16 protein-coding genes are annotated in these 17,347 nt (G+C 46.2%); 12 read left to right on the forward strand and 4 right to left on the reverse strand.

The genetic code is table 11. The features are described 5' to 3' along the window. Positions 1-3: 3 nt before the first annotated feature. From E4T81_RS15140 to E4T81_RS15175, 8 genes are all read left to right on the forward strand, one after another. The gene (locus E4T81_RS15140; protein WP_135046043.1) at positions 4-1,020 is read left to right on the forward strand and encodes an aldo/keto reductase; all 1,017 of its coding nucleotides are present in this window, start codon (positions 4-6) and stop codon (positions 1,018-1,020) included. 5 nt (positions 1,021-1,025) lie between these two features. Further along, positions 1,026-1,736, forward strand: coding sequence for a dihydrofolate reductase family protein (locus tag E4T81_RS15145; RefSeq protein ID WP_135046045.1), 711 nt, complete (start codon positions 1,026-1,028; stop codon positions 1,734-1,736). Between the two features lie 3 nt (positions 1,737-1,739). After that, positions 1,740-2,780, forward strand: coding sequence for an alpha/beta hydrolase (locus E4T81_RS15150; protein WP_245207111.1), 1,041 nt, complete (start codon positions 1,740-1,742; stop codon positions 2,778-2,780). A 5-nt stretch (positions 2,781-2,785) separates the two neighbouring features. Continuing rightward, on the forward strand, positions 2,786-3,925 hold the full coding sequence (locus E4T81_RS15155) for an NAD(P)-dependent alcohol dehydrogenase (protein ID WP_135046047.1): 1,140 nt from the start codon (positions 2,786-2,788) through the stop codon (positions 3,923-3,925). An 8-nt stretch (positions 3,926-3,933) separates the two neighbouring features. Further along, on the forward strand, positions 3,934-5,091 hold the full coding sequence (locus E4T81_RS15160; protein WP_135046049.1) for an iron-containing alcohol dehydrogenase: 1,158 nt from the start codon (positions 3,934-3,936) through the stop codon (positions 5,089-5,091). Positions 5,092-5,173: 82 nt separating this feature from the next. Then, complete coding sequence (locus tag E4T81_RS15165) at positions 5,174-6,205, forward strand: alpha/beta hydrolase (RefSeq protein ID WP_209308213.1); 1,032 nt, start codon at positions 5,174-5,176, stop codon at positions 6,203-6,205. Between the two features lie 19 nt (positions 6,206-6,224). Continuing rightward, positions 6,225-6,800: a flavodoxin gene (locus E4T81_RS15170; RefSeq protein WP_245207112.1), complete on the forward strand. Its 576-nt coding sequence runs from the start codon at positions 6,225-6,227 to the stop codon at positions 6,798-6,800. Beyond that, entirely contained in the window at positions 6,797-7,636 is an 840-nt protein-coding gene (locus E4T81_RS15175) for an aldo/keto reductase (RefSeq protein ID WP_135046053.1), read from the forward strand. Before E4T81_RS15170 ends, E4T81_RS15175 begins: the two co-directional genes overlap by 4 nt. A gap of 77 nt (positions 7,637-7,713) precedes the next feature. Here the strand turns inward: E4T81_RS15175 and E4T81_RS15180 are convergent, their stop codons facing one another. Continuing rightward, a complete protein-coding gene (locus tag E4T81_RS15180) occupies positions 7,714-8,706 on the reverse strand; it encodes an aldo/keto reductase (RefSeq protein ID WP_135046055.1) in 993 nt (330 codons plus the stop codon). A 1,042-nt stretch (positions 8,707-9,748) separates the two neighbouring features. Between E4T81_RS15180 and E4T81_RS15185 the strand changes: the two genes are divergently transcribed. The 4 genes from E4T81_RS15185 (at position 9,749) to E4T81_RS15200 (ending at position 12,690) form a co-directional block, all read left to right on the forward strand. After that, positions 9,749-11,095, forward strand: a complete 1,347-nt coding sequence (locus E4T81_RS15185; RefSeq protein WP_135046057.1) for a site-specific integrase — start codon at positions 9,749-9,751, stop codon at positions 11,093-11,095. 83 nt (positions 11,096-11,178) lie between these two features. Beyond that, positions 11,179-11,358, forward strand: a complete 180-nt coding sequence (locus tag E4T81_RS15190) for a hypothetical protein (RefSeq protein ID WP_107036983.1) — start codon at positions 11,179-11,181, stop codon at positions 11,356-11,358. 2 nt (positions 11,359-11,360) lie between these two features. Beyond that, the gene (locus E4T81_RS15195) at positions 11,361-11,966 is read left to right on the forward strand and encodes a GNAT family N-acetyltransferase (RefSeq protein WP_167761998.1); all 606 of its coding nucleotides are present in this window, start codon (positions 11,361-11,363) and stop codon (positions 11,964-11,966) included. 181 nt (positions 11,967-12,147) lie between these two features. Then, complete coding sequence (locus E4T81_RS15200; protein WP_135046059.1) at positions 12,148-12,690, forward strand: TetR/AcrR family transcriptional regulator; 543 nt, start codon at positions 12,148-12,150, stop codon at positions 12,688-12,690. Positions 12,691-13,252: 562 nt separating this feature from the next. On the opposite strand, the gene E4T81_RS15205 is transcribed toward E4T81_RS15200, so the two are convergent. From E4T81_RS15205 to E4T81_RS15215, 3 genes are all read right to left on the reverse strand, one after another. Beyond that, positions 13,253-14,080 (reverse strand): hypothetical protein, encoded by an 828-nt coding sequence (locus E4T81_RS15205; RefSeq protein ID WP_123615259.1) that lies wholly within the window; start codon positions 14,078-14,080, stop codon positions 13,253-13,255. Further along, entirely contained in the window at positions 14,068-16,272 is a 2,205-nt protein-coding gene (locus tag E4T81_RS15210) for an RHS repeat domain-containing protein (protein ID WP_245207113.1), read from the reverse strand. Before E4T81_RS15210 ends, E4T81_RS15205 begins: the two co-directional genes overlap by 13 nt. 314 nt (positions 16,273-16,586) lie before the next feature. Then, positions 16,587-17,347, reverse strand: a 761-nt coding sequence (locus tag E4T81_RS15215) for a hypothetical protein (protein WP_209308214.1), incomplete at its 5' end; no start/stop codon positions are given.

Genomic DNA, 17,347 nt, shown 5'->3' on the forward strand with positions numbered 1-17,347 from the left:
ATAATGGAATATAGGACATTAGGATTGAGTGGTCTGAGAGTATCTGCCGTCGGACTTGGCTGCATGGGCATGAGTCACGGATACGGCACTCCGGCAAATAAACGGGATATGATCCGGCTGCTTGATGATGCGGTCGATATGGGTTATACATTCTTTGACACTGCCGAAATTTACGGCACTGTCGATGATCCGCACGCCAACGAGGAACTGCTCGGAGAAGCCTTGCAGCCTTATCGTGACAGAATTGTTATTGCAACAAAATTCGGTCTTGAATTCGAGAATCCCGGTGGCGACGGCCCGCATCCGCTTATACCGGATTCGAGTCCGGTGGCGATACGCAAGGCTCTTGAAGGATCGTTGCGACGTCTTCGCACCGACCACATCGACCTCTATTACCAGCACCGTATTGACCCCGATGTAGAGCCGGAAACGGTAGCAGGTGTGATGCTCGACCTTATGAAGGAAGGCAAGATTCTCCACTGGGGCATCTCGGAGGCTGACGAGGAATATCTGCGTCGGGCACATGCCGTATGCCGTGTCACTGCCGTGCAGAACCGCTATTCGATGATGGCGCGATGGCATGAGGCGCTGTTCCCTGTGCTGGAAGAACTTGGCATCGGCTTTGTGGCGTTTTCTCCGCTCGCTAACGGTCTGCTTACAGCAAACTATGACGCATCTTCAACTTTTGACCCGCACTCCGACTATCGGGCCGCAATGCCGCAGTTCAAAAAGGAGAGCTTTGAAAAGAACCGTGAGCTGATGGACTATATCACACAACTTGCCGATGAACATCATGCCACACCCTCGCAGATATCGCTGGCATGGATGCTGTGTAAGAAACCGTGGATTGTTCCTATCCCCGGCACACGGCATCTGTGCCGTTTGAAAGAGAATGCCGGCGCGCCTGATGTGAAACTGAGCCAGGAGGAAATCGCCCGGATTGACCGCACCCTCGACACAATACCAATGAGCGAAGTGTTCGGCGGCTCAAAAATTGTAAAACCTCAAAATGTAATCTGACGAAAATGATTCCAAAAGTAATATGCCACATAATGAGTTCGGTCGACGGCCGACTTCTGCCGGGTCGGTGGACGCTGCCGTTTGATGGCACACCTGCCGGTGAGTTGTTCAAAGAATATGCCGAGTTAGGAAAATCGCTTGACACTGACGCATGGATGTTCGGCAAGTCAACCGCGAAGGAGGCTTTCCCTTATAAGTTCATGCCCAAGAGCAACGACAGGGCACAAGCCGGTAAAGTCTATACCGGAAACCGTGACTCTGAAAGACTGTTCATAACTGTTGACCCCGATGCGGATATTTTCTACCCCGACAACCGCCTCCGTGGCGACAATATCCTTGTCATTTTAGGAACGAATGCGACAGCCGATTATCTTGCGATGCTTGAAGAAAAAGGCATTTCATACATTGTGCTTGCCGACCCGACTGATCTGCGCAGTGCAATGGAGATTATTCATGACCGCTTCGGAATCAATAAAATCTCGCTTCAAGGTGGCGGCATAATCAACGGCGCGATGCTCGCAGCCGGACTGATTGATGAACTTAGCCTTGTGATGTATCCCGGAATTGACGGCCTTACCACCGTGCCCTCCATATTTGAATATCTCGGCGCGTCTGATGAGACCCCGGCTGCCGGTCAGTCACTGGAGCTGCTTTCAGCCGAAGTGTGCAATCATGGCATAGTGTGGCTCAAATATAAATTTCATAAAAAGGGGTGACGTATGGCAGCTCGACTTATGATATTGTCGGTATCTGTTGCTCTTTTCTCGGTTCTTGCCGGATGTGCCTCAACATCAGCGGAAGAGGAATTGTTAGAGGTGAAGGTGTCGGAGAATAATCCCGGCAACCGCGATGAAAACCCGTCTGAAATGAAAGATTACAGCCATCTTACAACCGCAAGCACTGTCAGCGATGTGGTAAGCCATCCCGCCTTTCAGGGTTTCGGCAGATATATCCTGCCGCTTGAGTGGCGTTACGATCCCGACATGAAGCTCGGCAATATACCGTCGCTTCTGCCATACCACAATTATGTGGATGCCGGGAGGGCTGTAGGTTATATCAACGAGATGATAGATATGGTTGGAAATGGTAAGCAGTTGTACTATGACCTCGGTCGCAAGGATGCCGGACTGTTTTTCTTTCCCGGAAATCCCGGCGCGCCATTCGCTGTGTTCTGTCCGGGAGGAGGATTCTCTTATGTCGGTTCAATCCACGAGGGTTTTCCTCTCGCTCTCGAACTGAGCAAGAAAGGCTACAATGCTTTCGTAATCCAGTACAGCGTTGACCGTGGGGCTCAGAGTGCCGTCGAAGACCTTTCGGCAGGCATAGACTATATATTTACCCATGCCTCTGAATTAGGCGTATCGACTGATGACTATTCTGTGTGGGGCGGCTCGGCAGGAGCGCGTATGGCTGCATATATCGGGTCATACACTCCTGCGGCATTCGGCAATTTTGTCGATGCCCGTCCTGCCACAGTCGTGATGGGCTATACCGGCCATTCGGAATATACGCGTCAGGATCCGCCGACATACGTTGTTATCGGCGAGAATGATGCTATTGCAAGTCCGACGGTAATGCGCCGCCGGGTGGAAGCATTGCAGTCGCTCGGCATAGATGCCGAATTTCATCTGTTCCCAAATCTGCGCCACGGTTTCGGTCTTGGCACTGGCACAAGTGCCGAGGGCTGGATGGACGGTGCGGTCAGGTTCTGGGAGAAACACATGAACCATTCGGCAGGGATACCTAACATTACCATTTAATAATCATGAAATTATATTCCAAAATACTTTTATTAATAAGTCTGTCGAGTCTGTCATTAAACTTATACGCTCAGACTGACAGCATACCGACACACGGTTTTGCCGCATTTGATGAAAGCGGTGTGTTTCATCCATACGAATTCAACCGCCACGCAGTCGGCGATGACGAGATACAGATTGAGATTCTGTATTCAGGCATCTGCCACAGTGATCTCCACAATGTGCATGGCGACTGGCGCAAGGAAGAGTATCCGATGGTGCCGGGGCATGAAATTGCCGGTCGTGTCGTTGCCGTTGGAAAAGATGTCACGAAATTCAAGGTTGGTGATTATGCCGGCGTTGGCTGCATAATCAATTCATGCCATGTATGTGACTATTGCCTCAACGGACAGGAGCATTATTGCAGCGAGTCTGTTTCTACTTATCACGACCATGACCCTTACCACGATAATGAGCCGACTCAAGGAGGATATTCCGATAACATAGTGGTTTCTCAGGACTATGCCATAGCCATTCCTGCAAATGCAGATATGGAGAAAGTCGCACCGCTGCTGTGTGCAGGAATCACAACTTATTCGCCAATAAAATATGCCGGTGTTAAGTCTGGCGATAAAGTCGGACTTGCCGGTTTCGGAGGTCTGGGAAACATGGCTGTGAAATACCTGAAGGCTCTCGGTGCCGATGTCACGGTCTTTGACATTTCTGAGGACAAGCGTGAAGCCGCCAAAGAGATGGGAGCGTCACGGTATGTAAACGTCAACGACTCGGCGGCTATGGCGTCTATCGCAAATGAGTTCGATTTTATCATCAGTACCATTCCGTCGGCTTACGACCCTATGACCTATATGAAGATGCTGAAATGGAACGGGCAGATGTGCATAGTCGGCATTCCATCGGCAAAAGATATGCCGCAGCTTTCAATGCGCTCATTCATCGGTATGGCAAACAGACGTCTGTTCGGTTCAAGAATAGGGAGTATCGGTGAAACCCAGGAAATGATGGACTATTCGGTGGCGCATGGCATATATCCTGATGTAGAAGTGATAAAGGCAGATGCCGACCTCATAACCGACGCATACGAGAAAGTCAAAAACGGAGAAGTAAAGTTCCGTTACGTAATTGATATGTCAACTTTAGAAAAATAATAAACCATATGGATTCTTTCACTTTTCAATATCCGGTAAAACAGTATTTCGGCAAAGGCTGTCTGGAGACTGCCTTGAATACAGAAATGCCCAAAATGGGTAACAAAGTAATGCTTGCCTATGGTGGCGGCTCATTGAAACGGTCAGGTCTTTATGACCGCATCCGGAAAATGCTTGAAGCAGCAGGCAAGACAGTTGTGGATTTTAGCGGCATTATGCCCAATCCCACATACGCCAAAGTTCAGGAAGGCGCAAAAATTGCCCGTGAAAACAATGTCGATTTCATACTTGCCGTCGGCGGAGGTTCCGTTATAGACTGCTGCAAGATTGTCTCGATTCAGGCAAAGACCGATGAGGATATCTGGAGTATGCAGTATGGCAAAGAGCGTCGTATGGCGACAGACTGCATCCCTATGGGGGCGATTCTAACGGCTTCCGGAACCGGTGCGGAACAGAATAACGGCGCGGTAATAACCAACGAGGAGCTTAAACTGAAACAGCCTCTTTTCGGTGCGTTCAATTCGTTTGCAGTGCTTGACAGCGACCTGACGCTGACTTTACCCATGAAGCAGGTGATCAGCGGGGCGTTTGACACGCTGAGCCACTGTATGGAGACCTATATGGGACGCCCTGCACACACCAATCTTACCGACGAGATAAACGAAGCCATAATGCGCAATGTAATCAAAAATATCCGAGCTCTTATTGCTGATCCCGACAACGACTTTGCAAGAGGAGAGCTGATGTGGGCATCTGCGATGGCTGAGAACTCAATCCTTAAACTCGGCAAAATCACTGATTTTCAGTGCCACATGCTTGAACACGCAGTGGGAGCATATACCGATTGCAACCACGGTGCCGGTCTTGCCATTATACATCCGACCCTTTACCGTCACATGCTGGACGAAGGAGCTGAAAAACTGGCGGCAATGGCAGAAAATGTCTGGGGCATAACAGAAGGCACTGAAAAAGAGAAGGCGGCAAAAGGTGTCGATGCGCTTGAATCTTTCATCAGGGAAATCGGTATGCCTTCGCGATGGTGTGAGATAGGCGTGACTGAAGAAACCCTGCTTCGCAAAGCGGCTGACTCAACCGTGCTGACTCCGGGATGCGCCAAGAGATTTACTCACGATGAGCTGTTTGAAATACTGAAAGAAACAATGTAACGCATCCGATATGAAGAAATATATATTATCAATAATACTGGGACTGATGTCTCTCCCGGCATTCACTCAAAATTCTACGATTATGGAAACAAAACCTATTTTCAAGAATGTCGATGTAAAGGATGTCCTTGCCTATAAGGGCAATCCCTACGGCCTTGTCTACAACAACGCCATTATGAAGAACGAAGCCGGAAAGGTCAATATCCACCCGATTGAATATGACCTGAACGGTTTGAAAATCCGTGCCAACGTCTATACTCCCGCAGGATATGATCCCGCCCGAAAGTATCCCGCACTCGTCGTGGCACACCCCAACGGAGGCACAAAGGAGCAGGTTGCCGGCAACTACGCGCAAATTATGGCTGGAAAGGGCTATATCACTCTTGCCTTTGACGCCGCTTATCAGGGTGCGAGTGGAGGAGAACCCCGAAGCACCGACAAGCCGGCAAACCGTGTGGAGGACATTCACCGCGCGGCAGATATCCTGCTTACATATCCCGGCGTTGACGCCGACCGTCTGGGTATACTAGGTATCTGCGGTGGTGGCGGCTACACGGCAAAGGCGGCACAGACCGACAAACGCTTCAAGGCAATCGCCACACTCAGCCTGTTCAATTCGGGACTGGTGCGCCGCAACGGGTTCCTCGATTCGCAGATAAACCAGATTCAGGAACGGCTCGAAGATGCCTGTGCAGCCCGTCAGAAGGAAGCCGGAGGCGGTGAAATAGAATATGTCGGCGACATGAGCGGAGTAACCCCGGAGCAGGCTGCAAAACTGCCGTTTGACCTCTACCGCGAGGGCTATGACTACTACATCGTCAATTACGCACATCCCAATTCCACTTTCCGATATACCAAGAGCAGCCTTATAGATCTGATGGACTGGGATGCCTCGGAAGGGATGCTGCTCATAAACAAGCCTTTGCTGATGATTGCCGGAAAAAATGCCGATACGCTCTACATGTCGGAACAGTGCTTCAGCAAGGCAACCGGAACCGATAACAAGGAGCTGTTCCTTGTACCCGGCGCGACACATATACAGACCTATTATGTGCCTGAGTATGTGACTCAGATCTCCGACAAACTGACTGACTTCTTCGGCAAGAATCTATAATCAGCAAAAACAAATCAATATGAAATTTGTAAAATCAATAATGACTGTTATGTCGGTTCTGGCTATGGCCTTCAGTGCCTGCGCCTCCAAACCGGCATCAACGCCACAAACCCCTACAAACGAAGAAATGAAATCTGTAATCGTCTATTTCACTCATTCCGGTAATACGGAACTGGCAGCCAAGGAAGTTGCTGCCGTGACAGGGGCGAAAATGATACGCCTCCAGCCCGAACAGCCATATTCATCAGAGGATGTGGATTGGGTAAACGAGCAGTCGCGATGCACTCAGGAACATCTCAACCAGTCGCTTCGCCCCGCCATCAAGCCTGTTGACATTAACTTCGCGGATGTCGACACCGTTTTCGTTGGTTTCCCGATATGGTGGCACGAAGAACCGGCTGTAATACGCACATTTCTCGATAACTACCGTACAGAACTGAAAAACAAGGTCATATATCCGTTCTGCACCTCCTACGAAAGCCCGATGTCGGAGGCGGATGCAACCCTGCATAAAGGTTATCCCGACCTTAACATAAAGACCGGACTGCGTCTTCCCGCAAAACCTGAACAAATTAAAAAATGGATAGAACAATGAATACAGTGACATTAAACAATGGCGTCATCATGCCGCAGGTAGGCTATGGCGTCTATCAGGTATCCCCAGCTGAATGTGAACGCTGCGTCAGCGATGCGCTCCGTGTCGGTTATCGTATGATTGATACGGCTCAGGCTTATCACAATGAGGAAGGTGTCGGTGCCGCCGTAAAAAACAGCGGCATAGCACGCGCCGAGCTGTTCCTCGTATCCAAGATATGGATTTCAAACTATGGCTACGAAAAAGCCAAAAGGTCGATAGACGAAAGTCTGCGAAAACTCGGCACTGACTACATCGACCTGATGTTGCTTCACCAGCCTTTTTGCGACCGTTACGGCGCATACCGCGCGATGGAGGAGGCATACAAGGAGGGCAAGTTCCGCGCAATCGGTGTCAGCAATTTCTACCCCGACCATTTCATCGACCTCGCAAGCAACGTGGAGATTGTTCCCGCTGTCAATCAGGTGGAAACCCATGTGTTCGACCAGCAGATAGCAGCTCAGAAATACATGCAGGAGTTCGGCACCCACATCATGGCATGGGCACCGCTCGCCGAGGGACGAAACGGATTCTTTACCAATCCCGTACTTGAAACAATCGGCAAGAAATATGGGAAAAGCGTGGCACAGGTCGCACTCTGCTGGCTTCTGCAACGAGGTGTGATTATCATCCCGAAATCGACCCACATTGAGCGCATGCAGCAGAATATCGACATATTCGACTTTGAACTCTCCGCCGGAGATATGGCTGAAATTGCAGCACTTGACACTGCTACAAGCCTGTTCTTCGACCATCACGATCCCGAAGTCGTGAAAATGTTTATGGGCTGGAGATAATAATTCTCTCACATACGAGATACGGAGCCTTGTCAAATGCGACTTGGCTCCGTATCCCTTTATATTAGTGCTTGATTTCAGTTCCCGACATTTGCCTGATTGTTGGCATTATAGCGGTCGCCTTGTATATGGATTGAGTCCAATACTTCATCTATTCGTTTCAGTTCTTCTTGTGTGAAAGAGACATCAGCAGCTCCAAGGTTGTCTTCAAGATGACGGAGACTGCGGCTTCCGGGAATTGGTACAATCCACGGTTTCTGATAGAGCAACCATGCTATTGCAACTTGCGATGGGGTCATGTCTTTCTCAATGGCAAGTCCTTTGATAAAGTCAACGAGTGCCATGTTGGCCTCGATGTTCTCTTTTGTAAAACGTGGTACTGAATTACGAAAATCGTGTTTGGTGAACTTTGTATCCTTAGTAATACCACCTGTAAGATACCCTTTGCCAAGAGGACTGAATGTAACCAGTCCGATGCCAAGTTCTTCAAGCACACCGATGAGTTCCTTTTCAGGCTCCCGCCAGAACATGGAGTATTCATTTTGAACTGCTGTCAGCGGAAGGATTGCATGAGCGGCACGTATAGTCTTGATACTGGCTTCGGAAAGACCCCAGTGCAGGATTTTTCCCTCATCCATTAGTTCCTTGATAGTGCCTGCGACATCTTCGACCGGCACATCGGGGTCAACACGATGCTGATAATACAAGTCTATGTGATCGGTGCGAAGACGCTTCAACGACCCTTCGACTGATTTACGGATTGTTTCAGGACGACTGTCAAGCACCTGAGTAAACTTCTCCATTTCCATGCTTATTCCGAACTTTGTGGCGATTTTCACATGGTTGCGGATAGGTTCCAGTGCTTTTCCGACAAGCTCCTCGTTAGTGTAGGGGCCATAGACCTCGGCTGTGTCAAAGAAGGTGACACCAAGATCGTATGCTTTTCTGATTAAACCTACCATTTCATCTACATTTGCAGCCGGACCATAACCGTGGCTCATGCCCATACAGCCCAAGCCTATACTCGATACTGTAAGCGGAGATAGCACTCCTAAAGTTCTTTCTTTCATTGCTATTTTGATATAAAAAGTTTTCAGATGTCTAATAATAACATTCAGCATACGATAGTAACATTGCACATTATTCGGAGAACATTTCACAAAACACAGAAAAAGCGGATTAGCTCAATTGCAATTTGAGTTAATCCGCTAAATTATAATTAAATTGCCCATCGTCTTGAATTGCCCGATAGATTATAGTCAGCTTTGGCTCTGCAACCGTAGACTTTTTCTGGTCGTCAGATATTGAAGGAGCGTCCACCACAGTGGTATTGACTTCAACGGTAGAAGTCGGTTTATTCTCAACGCCGTATCGCAAATCCAGTGAACACTTCCGTGAACAGGAAGAAACTTCCGGAGTTTGTTCACGAAGTATTGTTCTGCAATTTCGTCGTATTTCACCGTTCTGCCACCTTGTTCACGATTAAACACAATCCCAAACTCGGCTGAATAGAGATAAAAGAGTTAAAAACAAGGCTAAATTAACTGTCGCGTAGTTAAAAACTTCAATTGATGTTAAATTCCGCCCAAAATCAACTCCTAATTCTCGAAAAGTGGGGATCTGAACCCTGAGGAAAGTATAAAAGCCCCACTTTTGAAACGGTAAATCGCAGAAAAACGCAGAAGGATAGAGGATTACAAATTCGCTTCATAAATCGTGAACAAAACTGTTCACGCCGGAGGCTGTTCACGAATTGCACACCACCATACCTCACAATGTTCACTATTCTGCCGGATAGAGGTATTACAAAAATCGCTGAAACCGTCTTAGTTTCAGCGATTTGCGGCATCTTGCCGATTTGTTCTGTGATCCGCCTGGGAGTGACATTTGTGAATCGTATTGAATCGTAATGAATTTTAGCGTTCAAAGCCAATTATCACACATTAATTGATTATCAGCGTCTTATCGTAACAAAGCCATTTGCGACATTGAACTTTGGAAATCATCAGGGCGCAAGTAGAGGCAGAAGATGTGGACAAAGCGTGGACGAAAATTTTGTCATGTGGACAAAATTTAGTAATTTTGTACCACATCAAAATAATCTCTCTGAATATGGCAACCATAACACGCTCTCTATCCTCTAAGGTCAACGCCAATGGCGAAGCTGAAATCATGTTGCGACTGTCGGTGTCGCGCGAACTGCGTCTGCGCCTGAAAAGCGGCATCTTTGTTGAGGCTACCCGTTTTCGTGACGGTAAGATCATTATGCCACGCGCAGACCGAAAGACACTGGCAAAGTTACAAATAATAAATGACAATCTCGTATCTTTGGAGAGCCGACTGATTTCGCTCTGTGTAAGCACACCACAAAAGTCTCTCTCCAAAGAATTTTTCGAGGACGCTATTCTGCGTCACCACCACCCGGAACTGTTTGAGGCCGCTCCGAAGAAGATGTCGTTTTTCGATGTGTTCAATGAATTTCTCGACAAGCATCTTGACGGCGCACCACTGTCAGGCCACTACAAGGTGCTTGCCCGACTGTTGCGTCGCTTTGAGCTGTACAGGCAGAAAACGACCCGGACAAAGTTCACGCTTATTCTCAACGACTTTGATTCCACCGAGATAGAGCGCTTCAAGGAATTTGTAATCAATGAGCCGAAAATTTATGACAAATATCCCTCAATATACAAGACCGCCTCTGATGTCGTTGAGACTGCACGTAAGCCCCGTCGCCCGGAGAAACGCGGCGAGAATTCTGTCATAGGGATACTAAAAAGGCTTCGGGCTTTCTTCAACTGGTGTGTGAGACGTGGCTATCTCGACCGCACTCCGTTCGCAACTTTCACAGGTATAGGCAGTGAGAAATACGGCACTCCTTACTATATCACAATAGAGGAGCGCGATTTGATAGCCGATTTCGACCTGTCGGATAAACCGGCTTTGGAGGTGCAACGCGACATATTTGTTTTTCAGTGCCTTATCGGTTGCCGAGTGTCGGACTTGTTGGAAATGACGTCGGGAAGCATCATAAACGGTGCAATCGAGTACATCCCCAACAAGACCAAGAATGAACGCCCGGAGGTTGTACGAGTGCCACTAAATACACGCGCACGGCAATTGGTGGAGAAATATTATGCCAAAGGAGCTGAGAAACTGTTTCCTTTCATCAGCGCACAGAAATACAACGAGGCAATAAAAAAGATATTCACTCTCTGCGAGATAACCCGAATGGTGACTGTCCGCAATCCAAAGACCGGGGAAGAGGAGAAACGCCCGATAAATGAGATTGCAAGCAGCCACATGGCACGGCGTACATTCATCGGCAATCTATACAAGAAAGTCAAGGATCCCAGTCTTGTTGGGGCTTTGTCAGGGCATAAAGAGGGCAGCAAGGCTTTCGCCAGATACAGGGAGATTGACGAGGATATGAAAAAAGAACTTGTCAGCTTGCTCGACTGATGTTATTTTATCAGCCTATTAAGCTGATTATGTGAGAAATTTGTTGTACCTTTGTAATTGAATTAGTAAAAGGAGATAAAACTATGGCAATGACAATTAAAACATCCCCCGAACTTTGGGGCGAAGATGCAAGAATCTTCACCGAGGAAGCGGAGCGCAATGGCAAATTGCCTACGCCAAAACTCTCGGAATCACAGCGAAAGGTGCTTTCTACGATGTTGGAAAGTGCTAAGAACATCATATTTCCTCCACGGAAAAACTGACAATGGTTGAATTTATTTTCGTAGAAAACACCTTTATGGTGCCTTATACCAAGGAGGTCGCAGATTACTGTGACCCCTTTTCTTGTGGAGATGACGACCTTGACGATTTTTTCAGCCATGATGTCTTTCTCTATGAGGAGGAATTACTAGGCAAGACCTATTGCTGGATAAACAAGGCAAATCAGCGTGAGATAGTGGCCATTGCCACACTGTCATACGACGGCATCAAAACGTATACACTTGATAAACCCTCCAAAAACTCTTTCCAACGAAAGATACCACAGCAAAAGCGGCATCGCAGCTATCCTGCTGTACTGATTGGTCGCCTCGGTGTCAGTATGAATTTTCAAGGCAAAGGATTGAATATTGGCACACAGCTGATGGATGCGCTCAAATATTGGTTTGTGGACGAGAATAATAAGGCGGCTTGCCGCTATATGCTCGTTGATGCCTACAATACCGAATCCACTCTGCATTACTACCTGAAAAACGGCTTTAAGCCTCTATATAAGACCGAGCAAGGAGAGAAAGATGCGTTTGGCATATCTGCCGATGAGGATTTGAAAAGCCGGATCTTCTTCTTCGACCTAAAATTGATAACAGCATAATTTCCTCTGCATTTTCTGCATTATCCGCATTTTGCGTGGAAGTTTTTAGTAAGAAGACGGATAGATATGAAACGCGAGTCCATACGTCATACGGGTATGGGGTTGCGCCGTATCTTTCTTACAGGTCTTCCACAACAACCCTCGTGTTAGATACGACGCTTCTCCATACCCTTTTTGCGTAATGTCGAAACATCGGGAACAATCGTTAAGAAATAGGTCGGATATACTTAGAAAGTGTTATCCGCTGGTTGCTACCGGCAGTTGGGATGCCATAACGGTTGCGGATCTTGAAAAAGCCATACCCCAGACAAAAGGAGCTATCATCTATTATTTCAAAAATAAGAAAACTCTTTTTGCAAACGTTTTCGATGAGCTGTTCTTTCCTGTTTTCACCTTATCGCAGGAGGAACGGGAGGCTCTTGCCAAATCCTCTGTTTCTGATTTTTATAAACTCTACAAAACACCCTTTGAACGAGTAAGGGACGATTTAAGAGATAACTATGGTGTGGAGAATCCTTCTCAGGCAATCTTCAATCTATTCATCCAAGGCTCCAAGCACTACGACCAGTTCACATCAAACGTCAGCGAACTGATGCAGCTGGAGCAAGACTTCATGAGCCGCATAGTCGGAGGCCGAGTAAACAACATTCTCGACCTAAACCGGGTATATGTGGAAAATATTGGGAATATCTTTATTGAATCAATGAATTTTGATTCTTATTAGGTTTCGATAAATCATTTGGCGATAAAAGACCCCGTTTGAACGGGTCCGCGATGACCTTGCTAAAATTATGGTATTGACAACCCTTCAAGGGCTTTGTTAAATATTTTTATTCATGGGTCAAAGCATTATGAAGGGTTCTCAACGAGTGTTAATGATTCCATGAAACTGGAAGAGGAGTATATGAGCAAGATAGTTGAGGGATGTGTGACAACGCTGATAGATATTAACCGAGTTTACATTAAAAATGTGGGTAATTTGTTTATTGAATCTTTTGATTTGTCACTATTATTACAATTCAATAACAAGACATCGACTAATCTTATAATCAGCCGATGTCAGTATTATTCAATTGTCCGCAAATGTTTCTTTTATGAGTTTACGCAAAACTATTGATTAATCCCAAAGTACCTACAAACAAAAATACGCATATGTGGGTATACGATTTTAATTCTGTCAGCATTCTTCAACATTACTGATGAGATAATGTGCAGTATATCTGAAAAGATATTTATAGATATGTTCATTTATTATTCCCAGGTACTAATGATTAAAACAAAATTTTCTATTCGTAAAGAAACATTCCTGATTTAAAAGCCTCATCATATTCTTTTTTATCCATAAATTGGACTTTAGACCGCCACAGTTTTTTTAAGAACTCAATTTTTTTCAACGGAATGTTATTCTCGTTCATGAATATATAATCTTTTATATCATTAAATTGAATCCAATCTAATGTCGGAATTACTGGATTTAGATATTGACTTATACCACAGAAACATCCTATAACAAATACAAATTCACGAACACGATTACATAAAAACACAGAATTTACAAATCCCGACCCAATATTTCCGCAGTTAAATAATGAATCCAGTATTTCCATGTTTTTATGAATATAATTCAATACAACTTTATCGCCTTCTTTTTTAGATTTTGTAGGGAAAATGAGTTGATTTGAATTAATATTCCTAATGCCTCGATATTGCAATCTCTTTTGAAGATTATTGTATTTCAATTCAAATAATGACGTCTCATCGGACAATGGCGAATTAATGATTGAAAATTCATTCACTATATTGCGTGCATCAACCACTAAATCCCATGAAAGCAAATCTTGATTAAGTTCATACCATTGTTCAATTGTGCGCAGGTCTTTATCGAGATTTCTGACGTTGTAGTTGTGGATTGTTAATTGGTCTTCATCTGATAACAATCCTACGATATTTAAAAATTCTTTCTGATCTATAGATAGACTTTGAGCTGCCTTGATTGTCTGCCTTAATGAACAGAGATTACCTCTGAAATAGTTGTCTATTTCAGAAGTAATCTTTGCATTAATATTGGAAGCAATAATAACAAGGAATAATAGGAGTGTCGTTATTTTTGCCATTTTTTTCTTTCTACTGACGATACGTTGTTTTTATCATTCAAGTGGAGAATAACTGTCCCAATTCGATTTTCTGAACTGGTATCGCTAGCATTCTTAAAAACAGGAAGAACCATTTGTCCATTATCGAAAAATCTATCAAATGGAGGAATATAGGCTCCGGTAACTTGCTGCTCCATACTTGTTGCTTGAATATGAGCTTTAGTCAATTTTATGCCCTTAACCTGTACTTGATATTGTTCAAAGGTCTCATGCATGAGAGCACTTGCTCCATTTAGCCATTCTCCTTCTCCAAGTGTCTGAATATCCGATATTGCAACAGATTGTATTGCAGCATCGCCAATTGGGACTGAAAGAGATTCAACAATGTTAATCTTTGTATCTCTTTCGTCTGTTACAATTTTATTCAGCGCTTTATAATAGTTCGCTTGTTCAGGAGTCATATCACTAGGATTCTTATCTTCAATCTGAGTTATTTGAACTTGCTTATTTTCATCTAAATTCAGTGAATAGAATCCCCCCATGCCTTTCTCATAAAAAGAAAGAGTAGTCTGTAAATCAGCATCTTCACCTACTAATGTTAATGACAATCCAATTTTATCATAATATACTAAAGGAGAATTGGCACAAAATACATAAGCAGATATATTCGGATATTTCTCTTGAAGCGGATCTGTTGACATCCAAAGGCTGAGGCGTGGTTCATAGTAACGGGCACCATAGTAGTACATGCCTGTCTCCTCATCAAACTCTTTTGCGTTGAAGAGATAAGGAGTGTTCCATACGCTGTTACGCTCCTCAATAAATACTTCGCCGAAAGGAACATACTCGATGTGCTGCACCACCTCACCGTCAAGATTGGTGATGAAGCTTGAACTGCCTAAGTGGTCGGGATGATAGAAGAACTGGAGGTTCTCGTAGTTGTCGGGATCCTTGAAGGACTCGGCAATCGCGCGGGTCTGGGCCTTTCTCATCGCCTTGGCCTGTGCAGCCTCCAATGTGCCGTCGTTGCAGCAGAATCCCTCGCCGTCGGCATAGTTGTTGTTGTCCGTGCCGTTGTAGGGTACATCAAAGAAAGTGTAGTGATCCTTGATAACCTGTTGCTGTGCGGTGTACTTGGACTTGTAGTCAACAGAGAGTCCGTCGGTCTCACTTCCGGCATACTCTATACGGCGCGGATCAGAGCCGTAGGAGGCGAAATCGCCTATCTTCGACACGATTCTCTGAGAACCTGCGTAGATATGCTTGGTGTAGCGGCCACCCTGATTGGCGACAAGATAGGGACTCACATAGAGCGAGAACTTCGCGGTGTTGGTAGAACCGCCTGAGAATACGCCGTTGACATAGACCTGGTCGCTCTCGCCGGAAGTCTTGACGGTGCGCTCACCGTCGGCATCATACCAGTAGTTGGACACGAAGCCATTGTCGTCCACTGAGAGCAGGCGGTTCTCCTCGTCCCAGATGAGCTTGCGCTCACCGACGCTGTTGTCCTTATGTCCATCCTTCATCATACGGCTTGTGTTTACATATACAAGGTTTCCATTCTTGTCATAAGTATAAACGTGACCGTTCTCCACTTTGTTCCCCTCCGGGGTCTCTTCCGTGCGGTAATCAACATCCTTTACACTTTCAAGCTGGAATTTCTTCCCTTCTTCCGAACTGTAGGTATAGGAAAGGTCATAGCCGACATTGAGGGTGCCGTTGAACTGCACGTTGTCCTGCGTCAGATGCTGGCGCTTGGAGGTGATGCGGTGCATATTGTCATAACCCATATCGAGGGTATAGGATGCCGATTTGCTGTCAGCCCCGGTGTATGTACCCGTCGCGGTGGCGAGACGATAAAGACCGTCATAAGTACAGGTGTGCGACATCTGGCCGCCGGCATTGCCGTTGGCGGGAAGAGAAGCATTGTTGGCCACCGAAAGGACATTGCTCACAGCGTCAAACGTATAGGCGTTGTCCATAATGGATGTGCCTCCGCTGTTGACCGCGAGATTGCTCAGGCGGCGACGGTTGTCGTAGGTGTAGAAGGTCTCCGCACCGTTGCAATACTTCAGATAGCTGCGCTGCTCGAACTTGTCGTAGCCCAGTTTGGTGATGTAGTCGTAACCGTAGGATTTCTCACCGCGTACCTTTTCAAGAAGACCTCCGAGGTTGTAGGAGTAAGTCACCTTCTCCTCGTCGGGGTAAATCATCTCGATGAGTCGGTTGTGGCTGTCGTAAGTCCACTGGGTGACGTAGGTTGCAATCGCCTGATTAGGCACGATGAGAGTGCGGCGTGTCTTGGTGACAGGAATTGCCACCAAAGAATCAATTTTATTGTCTATTCCTCGTGCCTTAACCATGCTGCGGTAGGAGTTTACATACCACTCCTATATCGGCAAAATTACTGAAATTTTTTGAGACAGCAAGCTAATGAGCCGAAAAACAAATAATTTGAGTTGCGTTGAATTATAAAACCGCCGAGGAGGATACGGTTATTCTCTCGGCGGTTCGGTCAGTAATGGTGTTATTTTTCAGTCGGGTTGAAATAGAGATAGGTTTTGTCCAAGCCTCGCTCTTTCTCCCAATAGCGGATATTGTCTTTGATGCTGTCGCGCACCTGCCATGTTCCCATTATAAAATCCCGCTCGGTGTTCATCAAAAATTGGCGTGATTTTTCGGTCTTATACGCAGTCCTCTGATTGCGATAGAGCCATTCGACATCCCTCAGCTTGGAATTTTCGTTGAGCTGATAGAAGAATCCATAGCCGAAGCCTCCGGCGGCGAGAAGAAGAGTTGCAAAGAGTATAGGTGTCGCCTTCCACCATTGCCCCCATATTATGGACTGAGCCTTGTGGCGGAGTTCGCTTACCACATCGTAGAGCTTTTTTCGCTCATCTGCAAACTCCCTGCGGAATCCTTCATAAAGAGCGTCCTTGACCTTATCTCCCAGATTGTCGGACAGTACATCCGCAACTCCCTTCGACAGGCTGCCCGGCAGTTGCTCCATGACTTTTTTGAGTGTGCCGTCGGTTGAGGTTGCCGATAGCTTTTCATCAAGCAGTTTGCTGATGCTTTCATTGGTCGCAACATTGTCGGGCAATTTCACCGTTATCGGTCTTTGATTGACTGCTTGTGTCGGCGGCGTTGCCTTCGCTTTTGTTTCGAGGGTCTCGATGCGTGTGCCGTGGTTGGTAACTGTCTTTTGCAGGTCGTCAATCTGCTCACCTTGTTTCTTGACGTCATCATATAGCTTTGACATATTCAGATTCTTCTTGATTTGCGTTT

This window comes from Barnesiella sp. WM24, from assembly GCF_004570975.1.
Taxonomy (GTDB): Bacteria; Bacteroidota; Bacteroidia; order Bacteroidales; family Muribaculaceae; genus Muribaculum.

Coding starts and splice junctions, on each gene's coding strand:
- E4T81_RS15140 (WP_135046043.1), top strand. CDS start 4: ATGGAATATAGGACATTAGGATTGAGTGGTCTGAGAGTATCTGCCGTC.
- E4T81_RS15145 (WP_135046045.1), top strand. CDS start 1,026: ATGATTCCAAAAGTAATATGCCACATAATGAGTTCGGTCGACGGCCGA.
- E4T81_RS15150 (WP_245207111.1), top strand. CDS start 1,740: ATGGCAGCTCGACTTATGATATTGTCGGTATCTGTTGCTCTTTTCTCG.
- E4T81_RS15155 (WP_135046047.1), top strand. CDS start 2,786: ATGAAATTATATTCCAAAATACTTTTATTAATAAGTCTGTCGAGTCTG.
- E4T81_RS15160 (WP_135046049.1), top strand. CDS start 3,934: ATGGATTCTTTCACTTTTCAATATCCGGTAAAACAGTATTTCGGCAAA.
- E4T81_RS15165 (WP_209308213.1), top strand. CDS start 5,174: ATGGAAACAAAACCTATTTTCAAGAATGTCGATGTAAAGGATGTCCTT.
- E4T81_RS15170 (WP_245207112.1), top strand. CDS start 6,225: ATGAAATTTGTAAAATCAATAATGACTGTTATGTCGGTTCTGGCTATG.
- E4T81_RS15175 (WP_135046053.1), top strand. CDS start 6,797: ATGAATACAGTGACATTAAACAATGGCGTCATCATGCCGCAGGTAGGC.
- E4T81_RS15180 (WP_135046055.1), bottom strand. CDS start 8,706: ATGAAAGAAAGAACTTTAGGAGTGCTATCTCCGCTTACAGTATCGAGT.
- E4T81_RS15185 (WP_135046057.1), top strand. CDS start 9,749: ATGGCAACCATAACACGCTCTCTATCCTCTAAGGTCAACGCCAATGGC.
- E4T81_RS15190 (WP_107036983.1), top strand. CDS start 11,179: ATGGCAATGACAATTAAAACATCCCCCGAACTTTGGGGCGAAGATGCA.
- E4T81_RS15195 (WP_167761998.1), top strand. CDS start 11,361: ATGGTTGAATTTATTTTCGTAGAAAACACCTTTATGGTGCCTTATACC.
- E4T81_RS15200 (WP_135046059.1), top strand. CDS start 12,148: ATGTCGAAACATCGGGAACAATCGTTAAGAAATAGGTCGGATATACTT.
- E4T81_RS15205 (WP_123615259.1), bottom strand. CDS start 14,080: ATGGCAAAAATAACGACACTCCTATTATTCCTTGTTATTATTGCTTCC.
- E4T81_RS15210 (WP_245207113.1), bottom strand. CDS start 16,272: ATGATTTACCCCGACGAGGAGAAGGTGACTTACTCCTACAACCTCGGA.